This window comes from Pseudomonas sp. OTU750018 (assembly GCF_011636575.1).
In the GTDB taxonomy this organism is placed as follows: Bacteria; Pseudomonadota; Gammaproteobacteria; order Pseudomonadales; family Pseudomonadaceae; genus Aquipseudomonas; species Aquipseudomonas peli.
In genome coordinates this window covers 1,135,840-1,154,577 of the sequence record NZ_JAAPAU010000002.1, presented here as the reverse complement: position 1 = coordinate 1,154,577, position 18,738 = coordinate 1,135,840, and the positions used below count along the sequence as shown (strand labels likewise).

Below are 18,738 nucleotides of genomic sequence, written 5' to 3'. Positions count from 1 at the left end.
GCAGATCATGAAGCGGCCAGTATTGAGCCTGTGCGCAGGTCTGCTATTTATGGTCGGCGGCACGGCGGCCAATGCCGCCTGTACCGCTGAGTGGCCGTATTGGCAGCGATTTGCGGAGCACTGGGTGCAACCGGACGGCCGTGTGCTCGAATCAAGCCTGGAAAAGAACCACAGCACCTCTGAAGGGCAGTCTTATGCACTGTTCTTTGCGTTGGTCGCCAATGATCAGGCGCGGTTCGAGACCATCTGGCGCTGGAGCCGCGAAAACCTGATGGGCAATGCCCCACAAACGACTTTACCGGCCTGGCTTTGGGGGCAAGGTAAGGATGGGGTGTGGAAGGTTCAAGATGCCAACTCGGCCTCTGATGCTGACCTGTGGTTTGTCTACGCGCTGCTAGAAGGTGCACGTTTGTGGCAAAAGCCGCAGTACCGAGACGATGCCCTGAGCCTGTTGGCGCAGATCAAAAAGCAGGAAATCACTGAGCTGCCAGGTCTTGGGGCCGTGTTATTGCCTGGGCCGATTGGTTTCTCGCACATTGGCCACCTGTGGCGCATCAACCCCAGTTATCAGCCTCTACCGCTGATGCGGCGGCTGGCTGCAGTTGATCCCAAGGGGCCGTGGAATGCCATCGCCGCGCACACCGCCACCCTGCAGAACGAAGCGGGTGCCCATGGTTTTGCGGCCGACTGGATTGGCTACCGCGCCGTGTCGGACAGCGCTGGACTGTTCGCCAGTGACCCAATGAAAGGCGACAGCGGCAGTTATGACGCCATTCGCGTCTATCTCTGGGCCGGTATGACGCACCCCCAAGACCCGCTGGCTAAACCGCTGCTGGCCAGTCTGCATGGCATGGCACGCGCCACCGCCTCCACTGGTTTGCCACCAGAAAAGGTCAATGTGCGCAATGGCAGCACAGAGGGGCAAAGCCCAAGTGGTTTTTCCGGCGCCTTGGTGCCTTATTTCCGCGCCAAGGGTCAGCCTTGGCTGGAAGAATTACAGGATCAACGTGCTCGCGCCGCGATTGATCAGTGGATTGCCGGCACTGGCCCGGCGCCTTTCTATTACGACTACATGCTTAGCCTGTTCGGCCTTGGCTGGGCTGATCAGTATTACCAGTTTGCGGCTGATGGCCGTCTGCAACCGCGTTGGGAGAGTTCATGTTCCGCTACCGCCCCTTAACTCTGGCGCTGTTGGCTGCGATGGCCCACGGCAGTCTCCAGGCCGAGACTGAGGGCACGCACACCCTGCTGATTGAACAAGGGCACTTCTGGCAAAACCAGGAGAAACCCAAGCGTGCTACGGAAGTGTGGAACAAGCTCTTGTTGCTCGACGCCAACCAGCCGGATGCACTTTATGGTCTGGGTTTGATTGCGGTTCAAGCGGCCAAACCGGTTGAGGCCAACCAATATTTACAACGTTTGCAGGCGTTGCAGCCGCTGCCACGTCAAGCATTGTTGCTGGCGCAGGATATCCGTCTGCTAGACCCCGCCAATCAGCAGTTGCTGGATGAAGCGCGCTTGCTGGTGGAGTCCGACGAGCGTGCCAAGGCGGTGGATGTGTACCGTCGGGCGCTGGGCGGCAAACCGGGGCAGGGTCAGGTTGGCCTGGAGTTCTACAACAACCTGGGTTACGTCGACCAGCATTGGACCGAGGCACGACGGGGCATGGAGCGGCTGCAGCGCGAATACCCCAATGATCCCTATATCGCCTTGTTTTTAGCCAAACACCTGGCGCGTAATCAGGGCGCGCGTGAGGAGGGCATTCGTGCCCTGGCCAAGTTGGCTGAACGCGAGGACATTGGCGGGGATGCGGATGAAAGCTGGCGCCTGGCACTGACCTGGATGGGCCCACCCAAGCCCGCGCAGCAACCACTCTTCGAGCAGTTTCTGCGCACCCATCCGGATGATGAAGAAATCCGTGCCCTGCTGATCAAAGGGCGCACCCAGCCCAGTGCGGGTAGTGGTGCAGTTGCCTGGCGCCGTGATCCGCTGCTGGACAGTGGTCTGAAAGCCCTGGAGCAGGACAACCTGGCCGTGGCTGAACGTGATCTGACGGCCTACCTGAAATCGCATCCAAATGATGCCGATGTCCTGGGTGGCTTGGGTATTTTGCGTCAGCGTCAGGAACGCTTCGAAGATGCCGAGGTGCTGCTGACCAAAGCGGTCAGGCAAGGCGGTCGTTCCTGGCAGCGTGCGTTGGATGACGTGCGCTACTGGTCCTTGTTGCAACGTGCACGGGACAACCTGGCCCGTGACAAAGTCGCTGATGCCCGGCAACAGCTGGAGCAGGCGCGCCGGCTCAAACCTAATGACAGTGAAGCACTCCTGGCCCTTGCTGAGTTGCAGGCCCAGCAGGGTGAGTTAGCTGCCGCTGAAGCCGGATACCGGCAAGCATTGGCAGCGCGCAGCCAGGAAGCCCGTGCATTGCGTGGGCTGGCTCAGGTTCTGGGTGAGCAGGGCAAGCCCGATGAAGCATTGCGTTTGCTGGAACGCCTGCCCAAGGCTGAGCGCGAGAAGCTCGGTGGGCTTGGGCAGTTGCGTGCTGAGCAGGCCTTGCAGCGCGCTCGTGCTGCCGAAAAACGTGGTGATACCTCAGCGATGCGTCAGGAACTCGAGACCGCCCTGCGCGATGACCCTAACAATGCCTGGGCACGGTTTGCTCTGGCTCGTTTGTATGTGGACCTGGGTGCCGTCACGGAAGCACGCAGCCTGATGGATGGGCTATTGGCCAACAAACCGGATGACCGCGATGCGCTCTACACCAGCGCTCTGCTGTCTATTCAGTTGAATGAATGGCAGCAAGCGCAAACCACCCTTGCCCGTATTCCGCGTGATGCACGCAATGCCGACATCAATCGGCTGGTGGAGGAAGTGGAGTTCAACCTGCAGTTGCAGCGTATCAATGAACTCAGCCGCAGTGGCCGCAAGGCCGAAGCGCGCGCGTTCTTGCAGCGTATCGAGCCGCAGGCGGATGCCAAGCCAGCGCGTCTGGCCGCTTTTGCTGCGGCCTATGCCGATGCCAATGATCCGCAGCGGGCGATTGCCATCATGCGTGACTTGCTGGCCCGCAGCCCTCGGGCAGATCTGTCCCTGACGTTGAGTTATGCCAGTGTGCTGCTGGAAGCCGAGCAGGATACTGAGGTCGCCGGCATTCTGCGTGATTTGCAGGGGCGCAGCATGACCGTCGAGCAGCGTCAGCAGTATGACGATCTACTGTTTTATTACCGGGTTCGCCAGGCTGAGCAATTGCGTCAGCGCGGCGAACTGGCGGCTGCTTATGACACCTTGGCGCCTGCCTTGGCGCAGCGCCCTCAGGATCGTCTGGCAGTGTCGGCACTGGCGCGCATGTATGGCGCCAACGGTGATACCAGCAAGGCGCTTGAGTTGTTCAAGCCGCTGGTCAAACGTCATCCGAATGATGCCAATCTGCTGGTAGGTGCCGCTGATATGGCGGCTCAGGAGGCTGAAAACGCTTACGCCGAAGATGCCCTGGAGCGCGCATTGAAGCTGGCGCCCAATGAGGTTGATATCCTCACCACGGCTGCCCGGGTATACCGTTTCCTGGGCCGCACCGGAACGGCTGCCGAGTTGCTCGGTAAAGTAGTTGCCCAGGAAAAGCTGGAGCAGACCCCGACCTTTGCGGCCAACACTCGGCCGGCCGCAGCGCCCGCCAATCCGTTTGCCGGCATTGGCTCCGCAACCGTTGCACAGGATGCGATTCCAGCGCCTGTTGAGAGCTTGGCCGTGGCGCCGCACACAAGCGCGCAACGTCCTCTGGAGTTGATCCCTGCTCCGGTTGAGCAGCAGGCTAAGCGCACAGCCCCCGCTTTGCTTGTGGAACCGTTGACGACTCAGCAAACGCCATTAAGGGCCAGGGCGGACGTGCAACCGGCCAGCAACCCTTTTGTCCTGAACGACGATACGGCTGAGGTGGACCCGCGTGCGGGCATGAGCGAGGCCGCAAGGGCGCTGGACGACATCATGCAGCAGCGCAGCCCCTATCTGGTTCAAGGTCTAACGGTACGTACCAATGACAGTGAATCGGGGCTGAGCAAGATCACGGATATTCAGGCTCCATTTGAAGCCAGTATGCCGCTAGGTGATAACCGTCTGGCTGTGCGCGTCACCCCGGTTGCGCTGAATGCCGGCAGTGTGGGTGAGGGTGCCCGCGATCGCTTTGGCGGTGGCCCCGTGGCAACGCTGGCCAATCCTGGCGTTGCTCCTGGTTCGCAGAAAGATTCTGGGGTTGGCCTGGCCGTGGCGTTCGATAACCCGGGGGCGGGCTTCAAGGCTGACCTGGGTACCACGCCACAAGGCTTCCTCTACAGCACGGCAGTCGGTGGCGTGAGCCTGGAACGCAGTGTTGCCGGTAGCCCGAACCTGCATTGGAGCACCAAGCTGTCGCGCCGCGCCGTGACGGACAGTCTGTTGTCTTTTGCCGGTGCCGAAGATCAACGTACCGGGCAGCAGTGGGGTGGAGTAACCGCCAACGGTGGGCGCGCTCAGCTGAGCTTTGATGACCGTGAAGTTGGTGCCTATGCCTACGTCGGCATGCACCGCTTGATGGGTAACAATGTTGAGGACAATGACCGGTTTGAATTGGGCTCTGGTGTGTACTGGTACCTGCAGAATGACGAACAGAGTCAGTCGACCATTGGCCTCAACCTGTTGGGCATTGGCTACCAGGAGAACCAGGGGCACTTCACCTTCGGCCATGGTGGTTATTTCAGCCCGCAGACGTTCTTTGCCATTGGTGTGCCGGTTACCTGGGCACGGCGGTTTGACCGCCTGACCTTCCAGTTGAAAGGTTCGGTCGGCGTACAAACCATCCAGCAGGATGATGCCGACTACCATCCTGGCGATGCCGCGCTGCAAGCTGCGGCCAGTCGTGCCCTAGGACGTGAAGCGGTGTACGAGGGCTCAAGTGATAGCGGCATCGGCTACAACCTGAGCGGCGCTGCCGAATACCGTCTGGGCAGCAATTTTTTCGTCGGTGGTCAGGTGGGTGTCGACAATGCCCAGGACTATCGCCAATTGAATGGCGGTCTCTACCTTCGTTACATGTTTGAAGACATGACCGGGCCGATGGCGCTGCCGGTTTCTCCCTATCAATCCCCTTACGCTAATTAAAGGTTTTTCGATGGCATCTTCATTGCTCGCCGGCCTGTCCATTCTGATCATTGGCGACAGCCACATGGCGACCCCCAACTACCTGATCGGCGGATTGCACGACGACCTCACCCGCAAGGGCGCCAATGTGCACTCCATTGGCATCTGCGGTGCCAATGCCGGTGACTGGCTTAAAGCCACCCCCGGTGGGGCATGTGGTGCGGCCGAGCGGCGTGGTAAAGAGCCTGCCGTGGTGCTACGTGGCAAGGCCACTACCACGCCGATTCAGCAATTGATCGCCAAGGACAAGCCTGACCTGGTGTTGATCGTGATCGGTGACACCATGGCCGGTTATGACAAGCCTTCGTTCCCCAAAGCCTGGATCTGGCAGCAGACCTCCGGTTTGACCAAGGCCATTGCCGCGACCGGTACGCAGTGCGCCTGGATTGGGCCTAACTGGGGTACAGAGGGCGGCAAGTACGGCAAGACCTACGCCAAGGTCAAACAGATGTCGGCGTTTCTCTCAACCAACGTCGCGCCGTGCAGCTATGTCGACTCGCTGAAGTTCTCCAAGCCAGGGCAATGGGCCACCACGGATGGTCAGCATTTGAATGCCCAGGGCTACCAGAAATGGGGTACTGCCATCAGTGCCGCGCTGGAAGATGTGCGCAAGAACGCCGCCAAATAACTCACGCCTTAACCCTTTTGCCATGATCTGATCGAGGAACCCTTCGATGTCTTCTTCCGTACTTGCTGGCCTGACCCTTATGGTTCTGGGCGAGAGCCACATGAGCCTGCAGAATCACCTGACCGAGCCACTCAATGCGGCCCTGGTGGCAAAAGGTGCCAAGGTGCACTCCATCGGCGCCTGCGGTGCCAGTGCGGCGGATTGGCTGATCACCAAGAAGGTTGACTGCGGCGCCGTGCAGGACAACACCGGCAAGCTGGTCCTCAAGGGCAGCGGTGCGACCACCACCCCAATCAAGCAGCTGATTGCGCAGAAAAAGCCGGACGTGGTGGTGCTGGTCATCGGTGACACCATGGCCTCTTATGACAAGCCGGCATTCCCCAAGGCCTGGGCCTGGCAGAGCGTCACCAACCTGACCAAGGCGATTGCTGAAACCGGCACCAAATGCGTATGGGTAGGGCCGGCCTGGGGCAAAGTGGGCGGCATGTACAAGAAAAACGATCAGCGTACCCAGCTGATGTCGCAGTTCCTGGCTGCCAACGTTGCGCCGTGCACCTATGTCGATTCATTGAAGATGTCCAAGCCGGGTCAGTGGATCACCACGGATGGCCAGCATTTCACCGTGGCCGGCTACAAAGCCTGGGGTAATGCGATTGCCGACGCGATGGCCAAGCTGCCAGCCGCCAGCCTTAAGGGAGGCAAGTGATGCGCGCTCTGCTTAGCCTGTTCGCCCTGCTGCCGGTGAGCCTGTTGCAGGCCGCCGAGATTCCCCTGTACCCCACTGGCCCCAGTGAGGACTCCGCATTCCTGCGCTTCTTCAATGCCGGTGACACCGCGCTGGAGCTGAGTGCGGAAAATGGTGCCAGCCTGCGCCTTGAAGGCGACGTGCGCGCCTCCGACTTCCTCACCGTGCCTGCTGGCAAGCCGATCAAGGGCAACCTCAAGCAGGGCGAGGCGCAGCAAACGCTGGACATCAGCGTGGCGCCGGGTGAGTTCGCCAGCGTGGTCGGCATTGCCACGGAGCAGGGCCTGAACCTGGTCACCGTGCGCGAAGTGCCGGACGATTTCAACGCACTCAAGGCCTCGCTGGCCTTCTACAGCCTCGATGCTTCCTGTGCCAACGCCGGCCTGCAAGCGGCCGGGCGCAATGTCGATATCTTCAAGGATGTCGCCAATGGTGCCCTGCAGCGTCGTTCGATCAACCCGTTGAATCTCTCGGTGCAACTGCGCTGCGGCGGTGCTTCGGTGGGCGAGCCGCTGGCGCTCGGTGAGCTGGCTGCCGGTCAGCGCTACACCCTGTTCCTGGTGCCGTCGGCTGATGGTCCGCGCCTGTTCCAGGCCCTCGATAACCTGGCGAACTGACATATAAAACATGGTCTTCACCTCGCTCGAGTTCCTGACGCTTTTTCTGCCACTCGTTTTGCTGATCTATGTGCTCGCGCGCCCGCAGTGGCGCAACGGCGTGTTGCTGGTCGGTAGTTGGGTGTTCTTCGGCTGGCTCAGCCCGATGTTCATGCTGCTGCACACGGTACTGACCGTGATTACCTGGATCGGTGGGCTGCTGATCGACCGAGCGCCGTTCGGTTCGAAGAGCCGGGTGCGCTGGTTGGCCGGGATGATCGTGCTCAATGTCCTGGTGCTGTGCTGGTACAAGTACGCCAACATCCTGGCAGCGACCCTCAATGAGGTGTTGATGTCCCAGGGGGCAATGCCGCTGGAGTGGCAGAAGGTGGCTTTGCCAGCGGGGCTGTCGTTTATCGTGCTGCAAGCCATTTCTTACCTGGTCGACGTGCATCGACGCACCGTCAAGGTCGAGCGCAGCTTTATTGACTATGCCACCTACCTGCTGATGTTTGGCCAGTCCATCGCCGGACCGATCATTCGTTACAGCTGGGTCAGTGAAGAGCTGTCCAACCGGGGACTCAGCTGGCGCAACTTTAGCCTGGGTGCTCGGCGTTTTATGATCGGCATGAGCATGAAAGTGTTGGTGGCCGATAGCCTGGCGCCGGTGGTCGATGTGGCGTTTGCGTTGCCGGAACCGAGCTTTGTCGATGCCTGGATGGGGTGCCTGGCGTATTCGCTGCAGTTGTTCTTTGACTTCGCGGGTTACAGCGCAATGGCCATTGGTATCGGCTTGATGCTGGGGTTCCATTTTCCGGAGAACTTCAATCGCCCTTATCTTGCCCGCAGCATTCAAGATTTCTGGCGGCGTTGGCATTTGTCGTTGTCCAGCTGGATACGTGATTACCTGTACATCCCCTTTGGTGGTAACCGTGGCAGTCAGTGGCTGATCTACCGGAACCTGTTTCTTACCATGGCCATTGCCGGCTTGTGGCATGGCGGCGATAGCTGGAATTTCCTGCTGTGGGGCGCCGCCCACGGCGTGGCCCTTTGCGTGGCGCGCATCTGGAGTGGCGCTGGTTGGTTCAGTATGCCCAGAGCGCTTTCACATGTGCTGACACTGTTGTTTGTCGCCCTAGCCTGGACGTTGTTCCGCGCCCCTGATTTCGCCACAGCATTGACTATGTATGCGGGCCAGTTTGGGCTGCATGCATTTGCCATGGGCGATGCCTTGGCAGCCACTGTGCGCCCGACTCATGCTATTGCGGCGGCGCTGGGTGTGCTCTGCGTGATTGCGCCGGTTTATCAGCAACGCTTCGAAGCGCGTTTCAGCCAGAACACCCTGTTCTGTCTGTTGGGTTCTCTCTGGCCGGTATTGGGCTTTTTGTTGTCGTTTGCCTTGATTGCCAGCCGTGAAACGGTGCCCTTCCTGTACTTCCAGTTTTAAGGCCTGATGTCATGACGGATAACCAATATGCAGCGGCCGAAGGTTTAACCGCGAGGCTGAGTCCCCTGGCGGGCATGGTGATGTTTGCGTTCCTGGTTGCAGGCTTGGTTTCTGTGCTGTGGGCCATGTTTATCAGTGACAAAGTGGCGTTGCAGCCCACGCAGCCACTCAGTTGGGAACAGATTTTCGATGGCGCGGTGACCCACCGCATTGCCGAAGAGCTGGCGAATGTGCCGTTTTCCAAACGGGCAGCGGACCTGGAGCGTGCCGCCAGTTGGTTGGCGATTGGTGATACCGGTCCCCGTGTGCGTCAAGGCTGTGCGAACTGGTTGTTTCTGACCGATGAGCTGAAAATTCATCCACATGCCGCTGTAGATGCTGATGCGCGTGCGCAGAAAGTCGCAGCGTTGCAAGAGCAGCTCAGCAAGCGTGGTATTCGTTTGCTGGTAGTGCTGGTGCCGGACAAGAGCCGCATTGCTTCGCAGCAGTTGTGTGCCATCGAACGCTCACCACTTTTGGCCAGCCGTGCGCAGGATTGGCAGCGGGTACTGCAGGCCAAGGGCGTCGAGGTGTTGGATTTGGCTCCGACGCTGCAACCACTCGGCAGCGATGCCTTCCTGCGTACCGACACGCACTGGAGCGAAGTCGGCGCCGAGCGCTCGGCTGCAGCGGTGGCCCAGCGGATAGCCGCACTGGGCGTTAGCCCAACCCCGGCCAAACAGTTTGTGGCCAGTGTTACGGCGCCGCAGCCGCGTCCCGGCGATCTGGTGCGTTTGGCTGGGCTCGATTGGTTGCCTGAGAGCCTGCAGCCAGTCATGGAGCAGGTGGCAGTCACCCAGATCAAGGAAGTGCAGGGCGCCGCCGGTGAAGCCGCATTGGGCGAGGATGATCTGTTCGGCGACAGCCAACTGCCGAACCTTGCCGTGATTGGCACCTCGTTCTCGCGTAACTCCAACTTCATCCCTTTCCTTGAACGCGCGGTGGGTGCGCGAGTGGGCAACTTTGCCAAGGATGGCGGTGAGTTTTCTGGGGCTGCTAAGGACTATTTCAGCAGCCCTGCGTTCAAGCAGACGCCGCCTGAGGTGCTGATCTGGGAAATTCCTGAGCGTGATTTGCAGTCACCTTACCGCGACGACATCATGCTGGACGGCCAACCCGGTTGAGGGAATGAGCACTCAAATAAAAAGCCATGCTGCACCGCATGGCCTTTTGCTTTACGGGTGTACTGAAGCGCTGCTAGATGATGCCGCGCTCATCAGCATTGATCAGGCTGTGTAAGCCCCCGAGTGATTCCCTGGCTTGAGAGCGGGTCAGAAGCTTGGTCTGAACCGCTGCCGGAAGATCCGTGATGCGGATGACGCCTTTACTGATCAGCAAATGCACTAAATCGTCCACGACGCGGATCATGTCCAAGTCGCTTTGCTTCAGTTGCATAAGGTTCGATTCAAGGTTCTGGCTGGCAAACCATGCTTGAATCTCGTCTGAGTCGGCCGTCAGGGTGTTGGTCATGCTCTCGAACGGCATCACCTCCACTCGCCGCAGATGGCCGCTGGCATCCCGCTGGACATAGAACATCGGCATTATCCTTCCCTATGACCCGCCCTCGGCAAGTCCCGCTATTGAGCTTAGCTGGAACGTCGGCCCCGACCAGTTACAAAGCCCTGCTACCTGCTGTATGCGGTCAATGCCGATTTAGTCGATGAACAACTGCTGCACCACCGAGAAATCCTGCTTGCCTTTACCTTGCTTGAGCAGCAGGCGATACAGCTGCAACGCCAGTGCGCCCATGGGTGTGCTGCTGCCGCTGGCTTGTGCAGCTTCCTGGGCCAGGCCGAGGTCCTTGGTCATCAGCTCGGCCATAAAGCCGCCGCTGTAGCCTTTGGAGGCCGGGGCGTTTTCCATCACGCCGGGCCAGGGGTTGTACTTCTCCAGCGTCCAGTTGCCGCCCGAGCTCTGGCGCATGATCTCGGCCAGCACCGCTGGCTCCAGACCGTTGGCCACGCCCATGGCCATAGCTTCGGCGGTGGCGATCATCTGCACCGCCAGCACCTGGTTGTTGCATACCTTGGCCACTTGGCCTGCACCGTCGGGGCCAGCGTGGAAGATGTTCTTGCCCATAGCCTCGAAGATCGCCCGGGCTTTTTCCAGCGTGGTTGCCGCGCCGCCGATCATAAAGGTCAGGGTGCCCGCTGCTGCGCCGGCTGTGCCGCCGGATACGGGTGCATCAAGCAGTTCGATACCGCGCGCGGCAGCCGCTTGGTGCACCTTGCGTGCGGCTTCCGGGGCAATGGTCGAGCATTCCAGTACCAGACTGCCGGGCTTGAGCGCGGCCAGCAGGCCATTATCACCCAGGTACAGACCTTCGACATGGCGGCTGGCCGGCAGCATGCTGACCACCACATCGGCATCCTGCACCGCGTCCAGCGCGCTGCTGGCTGCTTGCGCGCCGTCCTTGGCGAGGTCTTCGACGGCTGCTTGCAGCAGGTCGAAGACCCTCAGATTGAAGCCGGCCTTGAGCAGGTTGCGCGCCATGGGCAGGCCCATGTGGCCGAGGCCTATAAAAGCGATTGTTGTCATTGTTATGCTCCTGTCGCGCTGAAGAGTGGCCGTTGCCGGGTTACAGGTCTGCCAGTGGATGGGCGCCGTCCCAGGCGGGGGCGAAGTGCGCGTCGATTACCTGCTGCGGAATGCTCGCCACATCCGGCCAGTGCCAGCGTGGCGCGTGGTCCTTGTCGATCAGCCGCGCGCGCACGCCTTCGGGGAATTCCGGGTGGCGGCAGCAGTTCAGGCTCATGGCGTATTCCATGCGGAAGACATCGGCTAGGGAAAGCTTCTGGGCGCGCTTGATCTGCTCCCATACCAGGTGTCCGGTCAGCGGGCAGCCGCCGGCCAAAGTCTTGGCAGCGCGGGCCAGCAGCAGGTCGCTGTCGTTGTGCAAGGCGCTGATGGCATTCCAGGTGTGGGGCAGGTCGGCGGTATCGAGCAGCTCGTCGATGCGCGCGCGGCGCGGCAACCATTGGGCTTCCGGCAGCTCACCTAGGGCCTGGTTTTCCAGCGCTTTGAGCAGGCTGTGCAGTTGTTGCGGGCTTTGTTCTTGCCAGTTGAGCTGGGCCAGGCCATTGAGCAGGTCGTCCTGCTGGCTGTCGAGCAGCACGCGGTCGGCCAGGTCCAGATCCAGCGCATCCCTGGCGTTTATGCTGCTGGCGGTCAGGCCGAGAAAAAGGCCGAGCTTGCCCGGCAGGCGCGCGAGGAACCAGCTGCCGCCCACATCCGGGTACAGACCGATATTCACTTCCGGCATGCCCAGGCGGCTGCCTGGGGTGACGATGCGGATTGCTGCGCCCTGCATCAGACCCATGCCGCCGCCCAGCACATGGCCGTGGGCCCAGCAGATAAAGGGTTTCGGGTAGGTGTGGATGCGGTGGTCGAGGCGGTATTCGTCAGCAAAGAAGCGTCGCGCCAGCGGCGGGATTTCGCCCGGGTGTTCGCGGCACTGATGCACCAGCTGCACCACGTCGCCGCCCGCGCAGAAGGCTTTTGGACCATTGCCGCGCAGCATTACGCAGGCGATGCTCGGGTCGTCTGCCCAGGCCTTGAGCTTGGCATCCAGCGCCTCGATCATCGGCAGCGACAGGGCGTTGAGGCTTTTCTCGGCATCCAGGCTGGCGATGCCGATGCGGTAACCGTGTTGTGCGGGGCGTTCTTCGAATTGCACATTCATTGTGGTTGTCACCCTGCGGATTATTTATTGCGCCACTGTGGGTCGCGTTTTTCCAGGAAGGCGTTGACCCCTTCGCGGGTGTCGTCGGCGTCGAACAGGTCGACAAAACGCTCGCGCTCCTCACTCAGCCAGGTGTTCGGGCTGCGCTCGCGCGCGCCTTGGATCAGCGGTTTGATAGTGCGTACCGCCACCGGGCTTTGCCGCGCGACCTTGGCCGCCAGCAGCAGGGCATGACCACGGGCTTCGCCGCTGTCGACTACTTGTTCGACCAGGCCGATGCGCAGCGCGGTTTCTGCGTCGATGCGTTCGCCGCAGAGAATCATGCGTTTGGCCCAGCCTTCACCGATCAGCCAACTCAGGTGCTGGGTGCCGCCGGCGCAGGGCAGCAGGCCGACGGTGGCTTCCGGCAGGGCCATTTGCGCCTGGCGCTCGGCGATGCGGATATCGCAGGCCAGCGCGCATTCCAGGCCGCCGCCCATGGCGTAGCCGTTTATCGCGGCAATCGATACGCCGCGGAAATCACGCAGCGCCTCGAAGGCTTCGCCGAAACGCCGGGCCATCTCGCGGGCACGGGCCTTATCGCCATCGGCAAACAGCTTGAGGTCGGCGCCGGCGCTGAAGAACTTGCCACCCTGGCCGGTAATCACCAGGGCGTAGATGTCATCGTCGCGGTTGAGGTGTTCAACCAGCAGCTTGAGGCCGATCAGCGAGTCGCGGTCCCAGGTATTGGCCGGTGGCTGGTTGATGGTGATCAGCGCGGTATGGCCGTGTTTTTCCACGGTGAGCTTGTGGGTCAGGTCAAACACGCCGGGGTTGTAGGCTTCGATGGCGTTGCTCATAACGGTCCTCGTCAGGTTGCTCCCCTCGCCCTTTGGGAGAGGGGCTGGGGGAGAGGGCTGCGGCGACGCCGACCCTCTCCCTAACCCTCTCCCCGAGGGGAGAGGGAATTAAAAGCTACAGCAAACGATCCAGCATGCCGCCCTGATCCAGCAGGCGGCGGGCGATGATTACTCGCATGATCTCGTTGGTGCCTTCCAGTATCTGGTGCACGCGGCTGTCGCGCACCCAGCGCTCCAGAGGGTAGTCGTTGAGGTAACCGTAGCCGCCGTGCAGTTGCAGGGCTTCGTTGCACAGGGTGAAGCAGTGATCGGTGGCAAAACGCTTGGCCATGGCGCAATACAGGCTGGCTTCGCTGTGGCCGTGGTCCAGCTTGTGCGCGGCCAGACGCACCATCTGCCGGCTGGCGGTCAGATCTGTGAGCATGTCGGCGAGCTTGAATTGCAGAGACTGGAAGTCGCTCAGCGGCTTGCCGAACTGTTTACGTTCTTCCACATAACGCAGCGATTGCTCCAGCGCCGCTTGTGCAGCGCCCAGCGAGCAGCTGGCGATATTGATGCGCCCGCCATCCAGACCCTTCATCGCGTAGACGAAGCCCTGGCCTTCTGGGCCGATGCGATTACCGGCGGGGATGCGCACGCCTTCAAAGGTGATGGTGCGGGTCGGCTGGGCGCGCCAGCCCATCTTCAGTTCGTTGCGTCCGTACTTCACGCCCTCGGCATCGGCCGGCACCAGGAAGCAGGACACACCCTTGGCGCCGCTTTCGTCGCCGGTGCGCGCCATCACGATCAGCACATCGGTGGAGCCGGCGCCGGAGATAAAGCACTTGCTGCCGTCTAGTACGTAGTCGTCGCCATCACGCTTGGCGCGGGTGCGCAGGTGCGCGGCGTCGGAGCCGGCGTCCGGCTCGGTGAGGCAGTACGAGGCCAGCAGCTCGCCGCTGACCAGGCGCGGCAGCCAGGCATCTTTCAGCGTCTGGTCGGCGAAGGAGGCGAGCATCCATGAGGCCATATTGTGGATGGTCAGAAACGCCGTGGTGGCGATGCAGCCAGCCGACAGCTGCTCGAAGATCAGTGAACTGGTCAGGCGCGACAGGCCCAGGCCGCCATCGTCTTCCTTGATATACAAGGCTAGATAGCCCTGCTCAGCGGCGTGCTTAATCACGTCCACCGGGAAGTGATGGTCGCGGTCCCAGTCGGCAGCATGCGGGGTCAGCTCTTTGGCGGCAAAGGCGCGGGCGCTGTCGACCAGCAGGCGTTGTTCTTCAGTCAGTTCGAAATCCATCAGTGATCCTTAGCGGGGCAGGTAAACCCCGGTAGTTAAGGCCGGGCCAACTCGTGATCAGCCTGGCAGGCCATTATTTAAGCTGAATGGTCATATTGGCGGATGCGCTGACAGCATCCTCATCAAACCAGCGACTGGTCACCGTTTTAGTTTCGGTGAAGAAGCGCACGCCCTGTTTGCCGTAGGCGTGCAGGTCACCGTAGAACGAACCCTTCCAACCGGTAAAGGAGAAGAACGGCAGCGGTACCGGCACCGGTACGTTGATGCCGACCTGGCCGACTTCCACCGCGTGCTGGTAATGCCGCGCTGCGCCGCCGGAGCGGGTGAAGATTGAGGTGCCATTGCCGTAGGGGCTGGCGTTGACCAGCTCGATGGCTTCTTCAAGCGTATCGACTTCCATGCACACCAGCACCGGGCCGAAGATTTCCTCGCGGTACAGGCTCATCTTGCTGGTTACGCCGCGAAACAGGGTTGGGCCGACCCAGTTGCCATTGGGGTAACCCTCGACTGCGCAGTGCGAGCCGTCCAGCAGGCACTCGGCGCCTTCCGCTTTACCCTCGGCAATCAGGCGCAGCACACGCTGCTTGGCTTGCTGGCTGATCAGCGGGCCGAAGGCGGCGTGGCCATCGGTCCAGTAGCCGGGTTGCAGGTCGGCCATCTGCGCCTGCAACTCGTCGATCCACTGCTTCGATTCGCCGACAAACACCGCCACGCTGATCGCCATGCAACGCTGCCCGGCCGCGCCGCAACTGGCGCCGACCAGGTTGCTCAGCACCTGCTGCTTGTTGGCGTCGGGCATGATCACCATATGGTTCTTCGCCCCGGCAAAGGCCTGCACGCGCTTCAGGTGAGCGGTGCCGGTGCGGTAGATATGCTGGCCGACTGGCACCGAGCCGACGAAGGAAATCGCACGGATATCCGGGTGAGTGAGCAGGCTGTCGACCACCTCGCGCGCGCCGTGCAGCACTTGCAATACGCCCTTGGGCGCGCCGGCTTCGATAAACAGCTCGGCCAGGCGGTTAGGGGTCAGTGGGTCTTGTTCGGACGGCTTGAGAATAAAGGTATTGCCGGCGGCGATGGCCAGGGGAAACATCCACAGCGGAATCATCGCCGGGAAGTTGAACGGTGTGACGCCGACGCATACGCCCAGCGGCTGAATCCAGCTGGCGGTGTCGATGTCGCGGGCCACGTTCTCCATGGTCTCGCCCATCATCAGGCTGGCGATGTTGCATGCTTGCTCGACCACCTCGATACCGCGCCAGACATCGCCCTTGGCATCGGCCAGGGTCTTGCCGGTTTCGCCAGCGAGAATTTCCGCCAGCTCGTCGTGATGCTCTTTGAGCAGGTGCTGATAGCGCAGCATCACCCGCGCCCGATCGGAAACCGGCACTTCGCGCCAGGTGAGGAAGGCTGCCTTGGCACTGGCAATCGCTGCTTCGATTTCCTCGGCGGTAGCCTTGGGGGCTAGCGCCAGTACTTCCTGGGTCGCCGGGTCGGTGACTTCGATAAATTCACGGGCGCGGCTTTCGCGCCATTCACCGTCGATCAACTGTGGGATTGCCTTGGCCATGCCTTCCTCCTGCGAACCTAAGAACCTGTTCATGACCTGCTGCGCGTCGGCCCTACTGCGTTAAAAACAGGCTCGGACTGCTCATTTACAGCTCGTAAACTCCGCGTCCTCGCCGTTTTGACCAGCCGGAGGCTGTTACTACGTAGCGCCTTGTATGGCTCTAGCTCGCGAGATCGTGAACAGGTTATCAGGGTGGGCTCGATTGTTGTTTTGTCCGTGTTATAGCTGCCTTGCTCGGCTTTGTGGATTGACGATCTTGGCCTGAAGATGGACTATCTTGTGATTGAATCAGTAGCCAGGATGCCCATGAGCACGCAGGTCGACACCTCCAACTGGCCATTGCCGGCCAATGGCGTGCGCTTTATCACGCCGCCCCGGCTGCGCCGCCTGCTCGCCCGCAGCCCGCTGGCACAGGGCTGTTATCCGCTGGCTCTGGGCTTCTACCCACAGGCGCAAGGGCACCGTATGCATCGCCCGCAACCGGATGATCATCTGTTGATTTACTGCCGCGCCGGGCAGGGCTGGCTGGAGACAGCGGATGGACGATTAGCTGTGAGTGGTGGCGATCTGCTGCTGTTGCCAAAAGGCGTGATGCACGCCTATGGCGCGGACGTGGACAAGCCCTGGACGCTGTACTGGGTGCATTTTGATGGCGAGCTGGTAGCGGACTTTCTCAAGCCCCTGGGCAAGGGGCCGCTGTGGCGTATCGGCGTGCAGCCGCGCCTGCTGGCTGAGTTCGATGCCTTGCTCAACCTGCGCAAACAGGGCTTGAACCTGGCGCACTTCGTTCATGCCGCGCACCAGTTGCAGGTGCTTCTGACCTCACTGGCGGTGCTGCCGGCGCGTACCACCCTGAAATCCGGGCGAGTGCTCGATGTGGACGCGGTGCAGGCGGTGATGCGTGCGCATCTGCATGACTCGCTAAATCTCGATGAGCTGGCCGCGCAGTTCAAATTGTCGCGCTTTCACTTCGCCAAGACCTACCGCGCCCTGACCGGGCATGCGCCAATTCAGGACTTTATCCAGCTGAAAATGGCCCACGCTTGCCGCCTGCTCGATGAAGGCGAACAAAGCATCCGCCAGGTGGCCGAGCAGCTGGGCTATGACGATGTGTATTACTTCTCGCGGCTGTTTCGCAAAGTGGTGGGCATGGCGCCCAGCCATTACCGGGCGCTGCATCAGGGATAAGTCAGAAATTTTAGGGGGCAGGCGGCTGCTTTCCGGCCCAGGCGCTTGGCCTAAATATCAACGCTAAGCGCGAGCCGATAGATTGCCGGTTAGTGGCAAGTCGCTAACTTGCAGTCGGATGGTTCACGCCTAACCCAGCTGATACAGCCGCAGGGGCTTCTGTGGGCAGCTTTAGGGTCAAGATGATGAGTACTGCGCCCACGCCGGCAATGGTTGCGTAAACCCCAGCAAAGCTGCCGCTGTAATTGGCCAGTAGCCCTGCGCCGTAATTGCCGAGCATGCCGCCAGAGCCTTGCATCACGTTGGCAACGCCAAATATGGATACCGCCATGGCGCTGGACGATGCCAGTTTGGAAACGTAAGCGGGGATAAGGCCGAAAATGGGATAGAAGGCCGTAGAGAACAGCGCCGCTGCGACTAAGGGCCAATGCCCTGAGGGACTTACAACGAATATCAGTGCCGCCGTTACCACACAGCCGTAGACCAGCAACATGGCGGCGCGCAGCCCGGTACGGTCGGAGAGCCAACCGACTGCCAGCCCTGCAAACATGCCAACGAAGCCGATCACAGCCCAGACCTGTGCGCTGTATTGCACGTCAAAACCCAGTTCCGTGCGCAGGTAGGACGATAGGTAGGTTTGGAACGGAAAGGTGGCAAACCCGATCAAGAAATTCATCGACCAGATCAGCAGCACCCAGGGTTGTATCAGCGCTGAGCGCTTGCTGGGCACTGTCAATTCAAGGGCTGTGGGCGCTACAACCGGCTGCGAGGTTGTGCTGAGCAAACCGCCTTTTTTGAAAACCACCAGCACCAGCAGTGCCATGGCCACGGTCAGCAACCCTACCCACCACCACACGCTGCGCCATTCACCTGGCGCGGCATACAGCGGCACCAGCAGGCTGTTGATCGCCACCCCATAACTGGTTCCGCTGGATACCAGCCCCATGGCCAACCCCCGGTAGCGGTAGGCCGTGACCCTAGAGATGATATCGACCATCGGTACAAACACCGTCGCTGCTGTACCCGCCAACAGGGTCAGTAATGCACCGATCACCAGGATGTTGTTTGACAGCGGAATCAGCAGTAACGCCAGTGCACACACCGCCCCGGAGGCCACGATCATCCAGCCGCCACCGATCTTCGGCGTCAGCCAGACAGCCAGCAGGGCACAGAGTAGAAAGCCCAGCTGCGCCGATGCGGTGATACTGCCTACGTAGGAGAAATCGAAGCCCAGGGAGGCCTGCATGTCCGGTACGAGCTGAGCAAACAGGTAAATCCCGAAGCCATAGGTTGCGGCGACCAGGCTGGTTAGCAACACGACAATCGCAGCATTCAAACGCATGGTCTGCACCCTGTGGGCGGTTGGGATTGATAGCACTCAGGCGCGGATTGCAACATGACGTGATTGAGGAACACCTATCCATGGATGCACTGCACTTGGCTGTGCATCCATCTTTAAGTCAGCGTGAGGGGGCTATTGCTCACTCAGCGCCAGCGGTACTGATTTTTCAGTACGCTGCTGCAGGTGACTCTACTGAGCGGGCAGTTCGGAC

Annotated in this window: 15 protein-coding genes; 8 read left to right on the top strand and 7 right to left on the bottom strand. The window is 60.8% G+C overall.

Annotation, left to right across the window (positions count from 1 at the left end; genetic code table 11):
- Positions 1–7 precede the first annotated feature (7 nt).
- The 7 genes from bcsZ (at position 8) to HCI85_RS14305 (ending at position 9,748) form a co-directional block, all read left to right on the top strand.
- On the top strand, positions 8–1,180 hold the full coding sequence (bcsZ, locus tag HCI85_RS14335; protein ID WP_167144361.1) for a cellulose synthase complex periplasmic endoglucanase BcsZ: 1,173 nt from the start codon (positions 8–10) through the stop codon (positions 1,178–1,180).
- Positions 1,159–5,130 (top strand): cellulose biosynthesis protein BcsC, encoded by a 3,972-nt coding sequence (locus HCI85_RS14330; protein ID WP_167145397.1) that lies wholly within the window; start codon positions 1,159–1,161, stop codon positions 5,128–5,130. The genes bcsZ and HCI85_RS14330 overlap by 22 nt, the downstream gene beginning before the upstream one ends.
- A 10-nt stretch (positions 5,131–5,140) precedes the next feature.
- Positions 5,141–5,797, top strand: coding sequence for an SGNH/GDSL hydrolase family protein (locus HCI85_RS14325; protein ID WP_167145395.1), 657 nt, complete (start codon positions 5,141–5,143; stop codon positions 5,795–5,797).
- 46 nt (positions 5,798–5,843) lie between these two features.
- On the top strand, positions 5,844–6,503 hold the full coding sequence (locus tag HCI85_RS14320; protein ID WP_167145393.1) for an SGNH/GDSL hydrolase family protein: 660 nt from the start codon (positions 5,844–5,846) through the stop codon (positions 6,501–6,503).
- The gene (locus HCI85_RS14315; RefSeq protein WP_160088020.1) at positions 6,503–7,159 is read left to right on the top strand and encodes an alginate O-acetyltransferase AlgF; all 657 of its coding nucleotides are present in this window, start codon (positions 6,503–6,505) and stop codon (positions 7,157–7,159) included. Before HCI85_RS14320 ends, HCI85_RS14315 begins: the two co-directional genes overlap by 1 nt.
- Before the next feature lie 10 nt (positions 7,160–7,169).
- The gene (locus HCI85_RS14310; RefSeq protein WP_160088018.1) at positions 7,170–8,585 is read left to right on the top strand and encodes an MBOAT family O-acyltransferase; all 1,416 of its coding nucleotides are present in this window, start codon (positions 7,170–7,172) and stop codon (positions 8,583–8,585) included.
- Positions 8,586–8,665: 80 nt separating this feature from the next.
- Positions 8,666–9,748, top strand: a complete 1,083-nt coding sequence (locus HCI85_RS14305) for an alginate O-acetyltransferase AlgX-related protein (RefSeq protein ID WP_446730785.1) — start codon at positions 8,666–8,668, stop codon at positions 9,746–9,748.
- Positions 9,749–9,821: 73 nt separating this feature from the next.
- Here HCI85_RS14305 and HCI85_RS14300 read toward each other — a convergent pair whose 3' ends face one another.
- From HCI85_RS14300 to HCI85_RS14275, 6 genes are all read right to left on the bottom strand, one after another.
- The gene (locus HCI85_RS14300; RefSeq protein WP_090251940.1) at positions 9,822–10,160 is read right to left on the bottom strand and encodes a tryptophan synthase subunit beta; all 339 of its coding nucleotides are present in this window, start codon (positions 10,158–10,160) and stop codon (positions 9,822–9,824) included.
- Between the two features lie 117 nt (positions 10,161–10,277).
- Positions 10,278–11,168, bottom strand: a complete 891-nt coding sequence (gene mmsB, locus HCI85_RS14295) for a 3-hydroxyisobutyrate dehydrogenase (protein WP_342636243.1) — start codon at positions 11,166–11,168, stop codon at positions 10,278–10,280.
- Positions 11,169–11,202: 34 nt separating this feature from the next.
- The gene (locus HCI85_RS14290) at positions 11,203–12,306 is read right to left on the bottom strand and encodes an enoyl-CoA hydratase/isomerase family protein (RefSeq protein ID WP_167145389.1); all 1,104 of its coding nucleotides are present in this window, start codon (positions 12,304–12,306) and stop codon (positions 11,203–11,205) included.
- A 20-nt stretch (positions 12,307–12,326) separates the two neighbouring features.
- Entirely contained in the window at positions 12,327–13,145 is an 819-nt protein-coding gene (locus HCI85_RS14285) for an enoyl-CoA hydratase (protein WP_167145387.1), read from the bottom strand.
- A 115-nt stretch (positions 13,146–13,260) separates the two neighbouring features.
- On the bottom strand, positions 13,261–14,427 hold the full coding sequence (locus HCI85_RS14280; protein ID WP_167145385.1) for an isobutyryl-CoA dehydrogenase: 1,167 nt from the start codon (positions 14,425–14,427) through the stop codon (positions 13,261–13,263).
- Positions 14,428–14,500: 73 nt separating this feature from the next.
- Positions 14,501–15,997: a CoA-acylating methylmalonate-semialdehyde dehydrogenase gene (locus tag HCI85_RS14275; RefSeq protein ID WP_167145383.1), complete on the bottom strand. Its 1,497-nt coding sequence runs from the start codon at positions 15,995–15,997 to the stop codon at positions 14,501–14,503.
- Between the two features lie 306 nt (positions 15,998–16,303).
- On the opposite strand from HCI85_RS14275, the gene HCI85_RS14270 reads away from it, so the two are divergent.
- Positions 16,304–17,185 carry an AraC family transcriptional regulator gene (locus HCI85_RS14270; protein ID WP_167145381.1) on the top strand — a complete coding sequence of 294 codons (882 nt, stop codon included), beginning with the start codon at positions 16,304–16,306 and terminating at the stop codon, positions 17,183–17,185.
- Positions 17,186–17,288: 103 nt separating this feature from the next.
- Here HCI85_RS14270 and HCI85_RS14265 read toward each other — a convergent pair whose 3' ends face one another.
- Complete coding sequence (locus HCI85_RS14265; protein ID WP_167145379.1) at positions 17,289–18,527, bottom strand: MFS transporter; 1,239 nt, start codon at positions 18,525–18,527, stop codon at positions 17,289–17,291.
- Positions 18,528–18,738 lie beyond the last annotated feature (211 nt).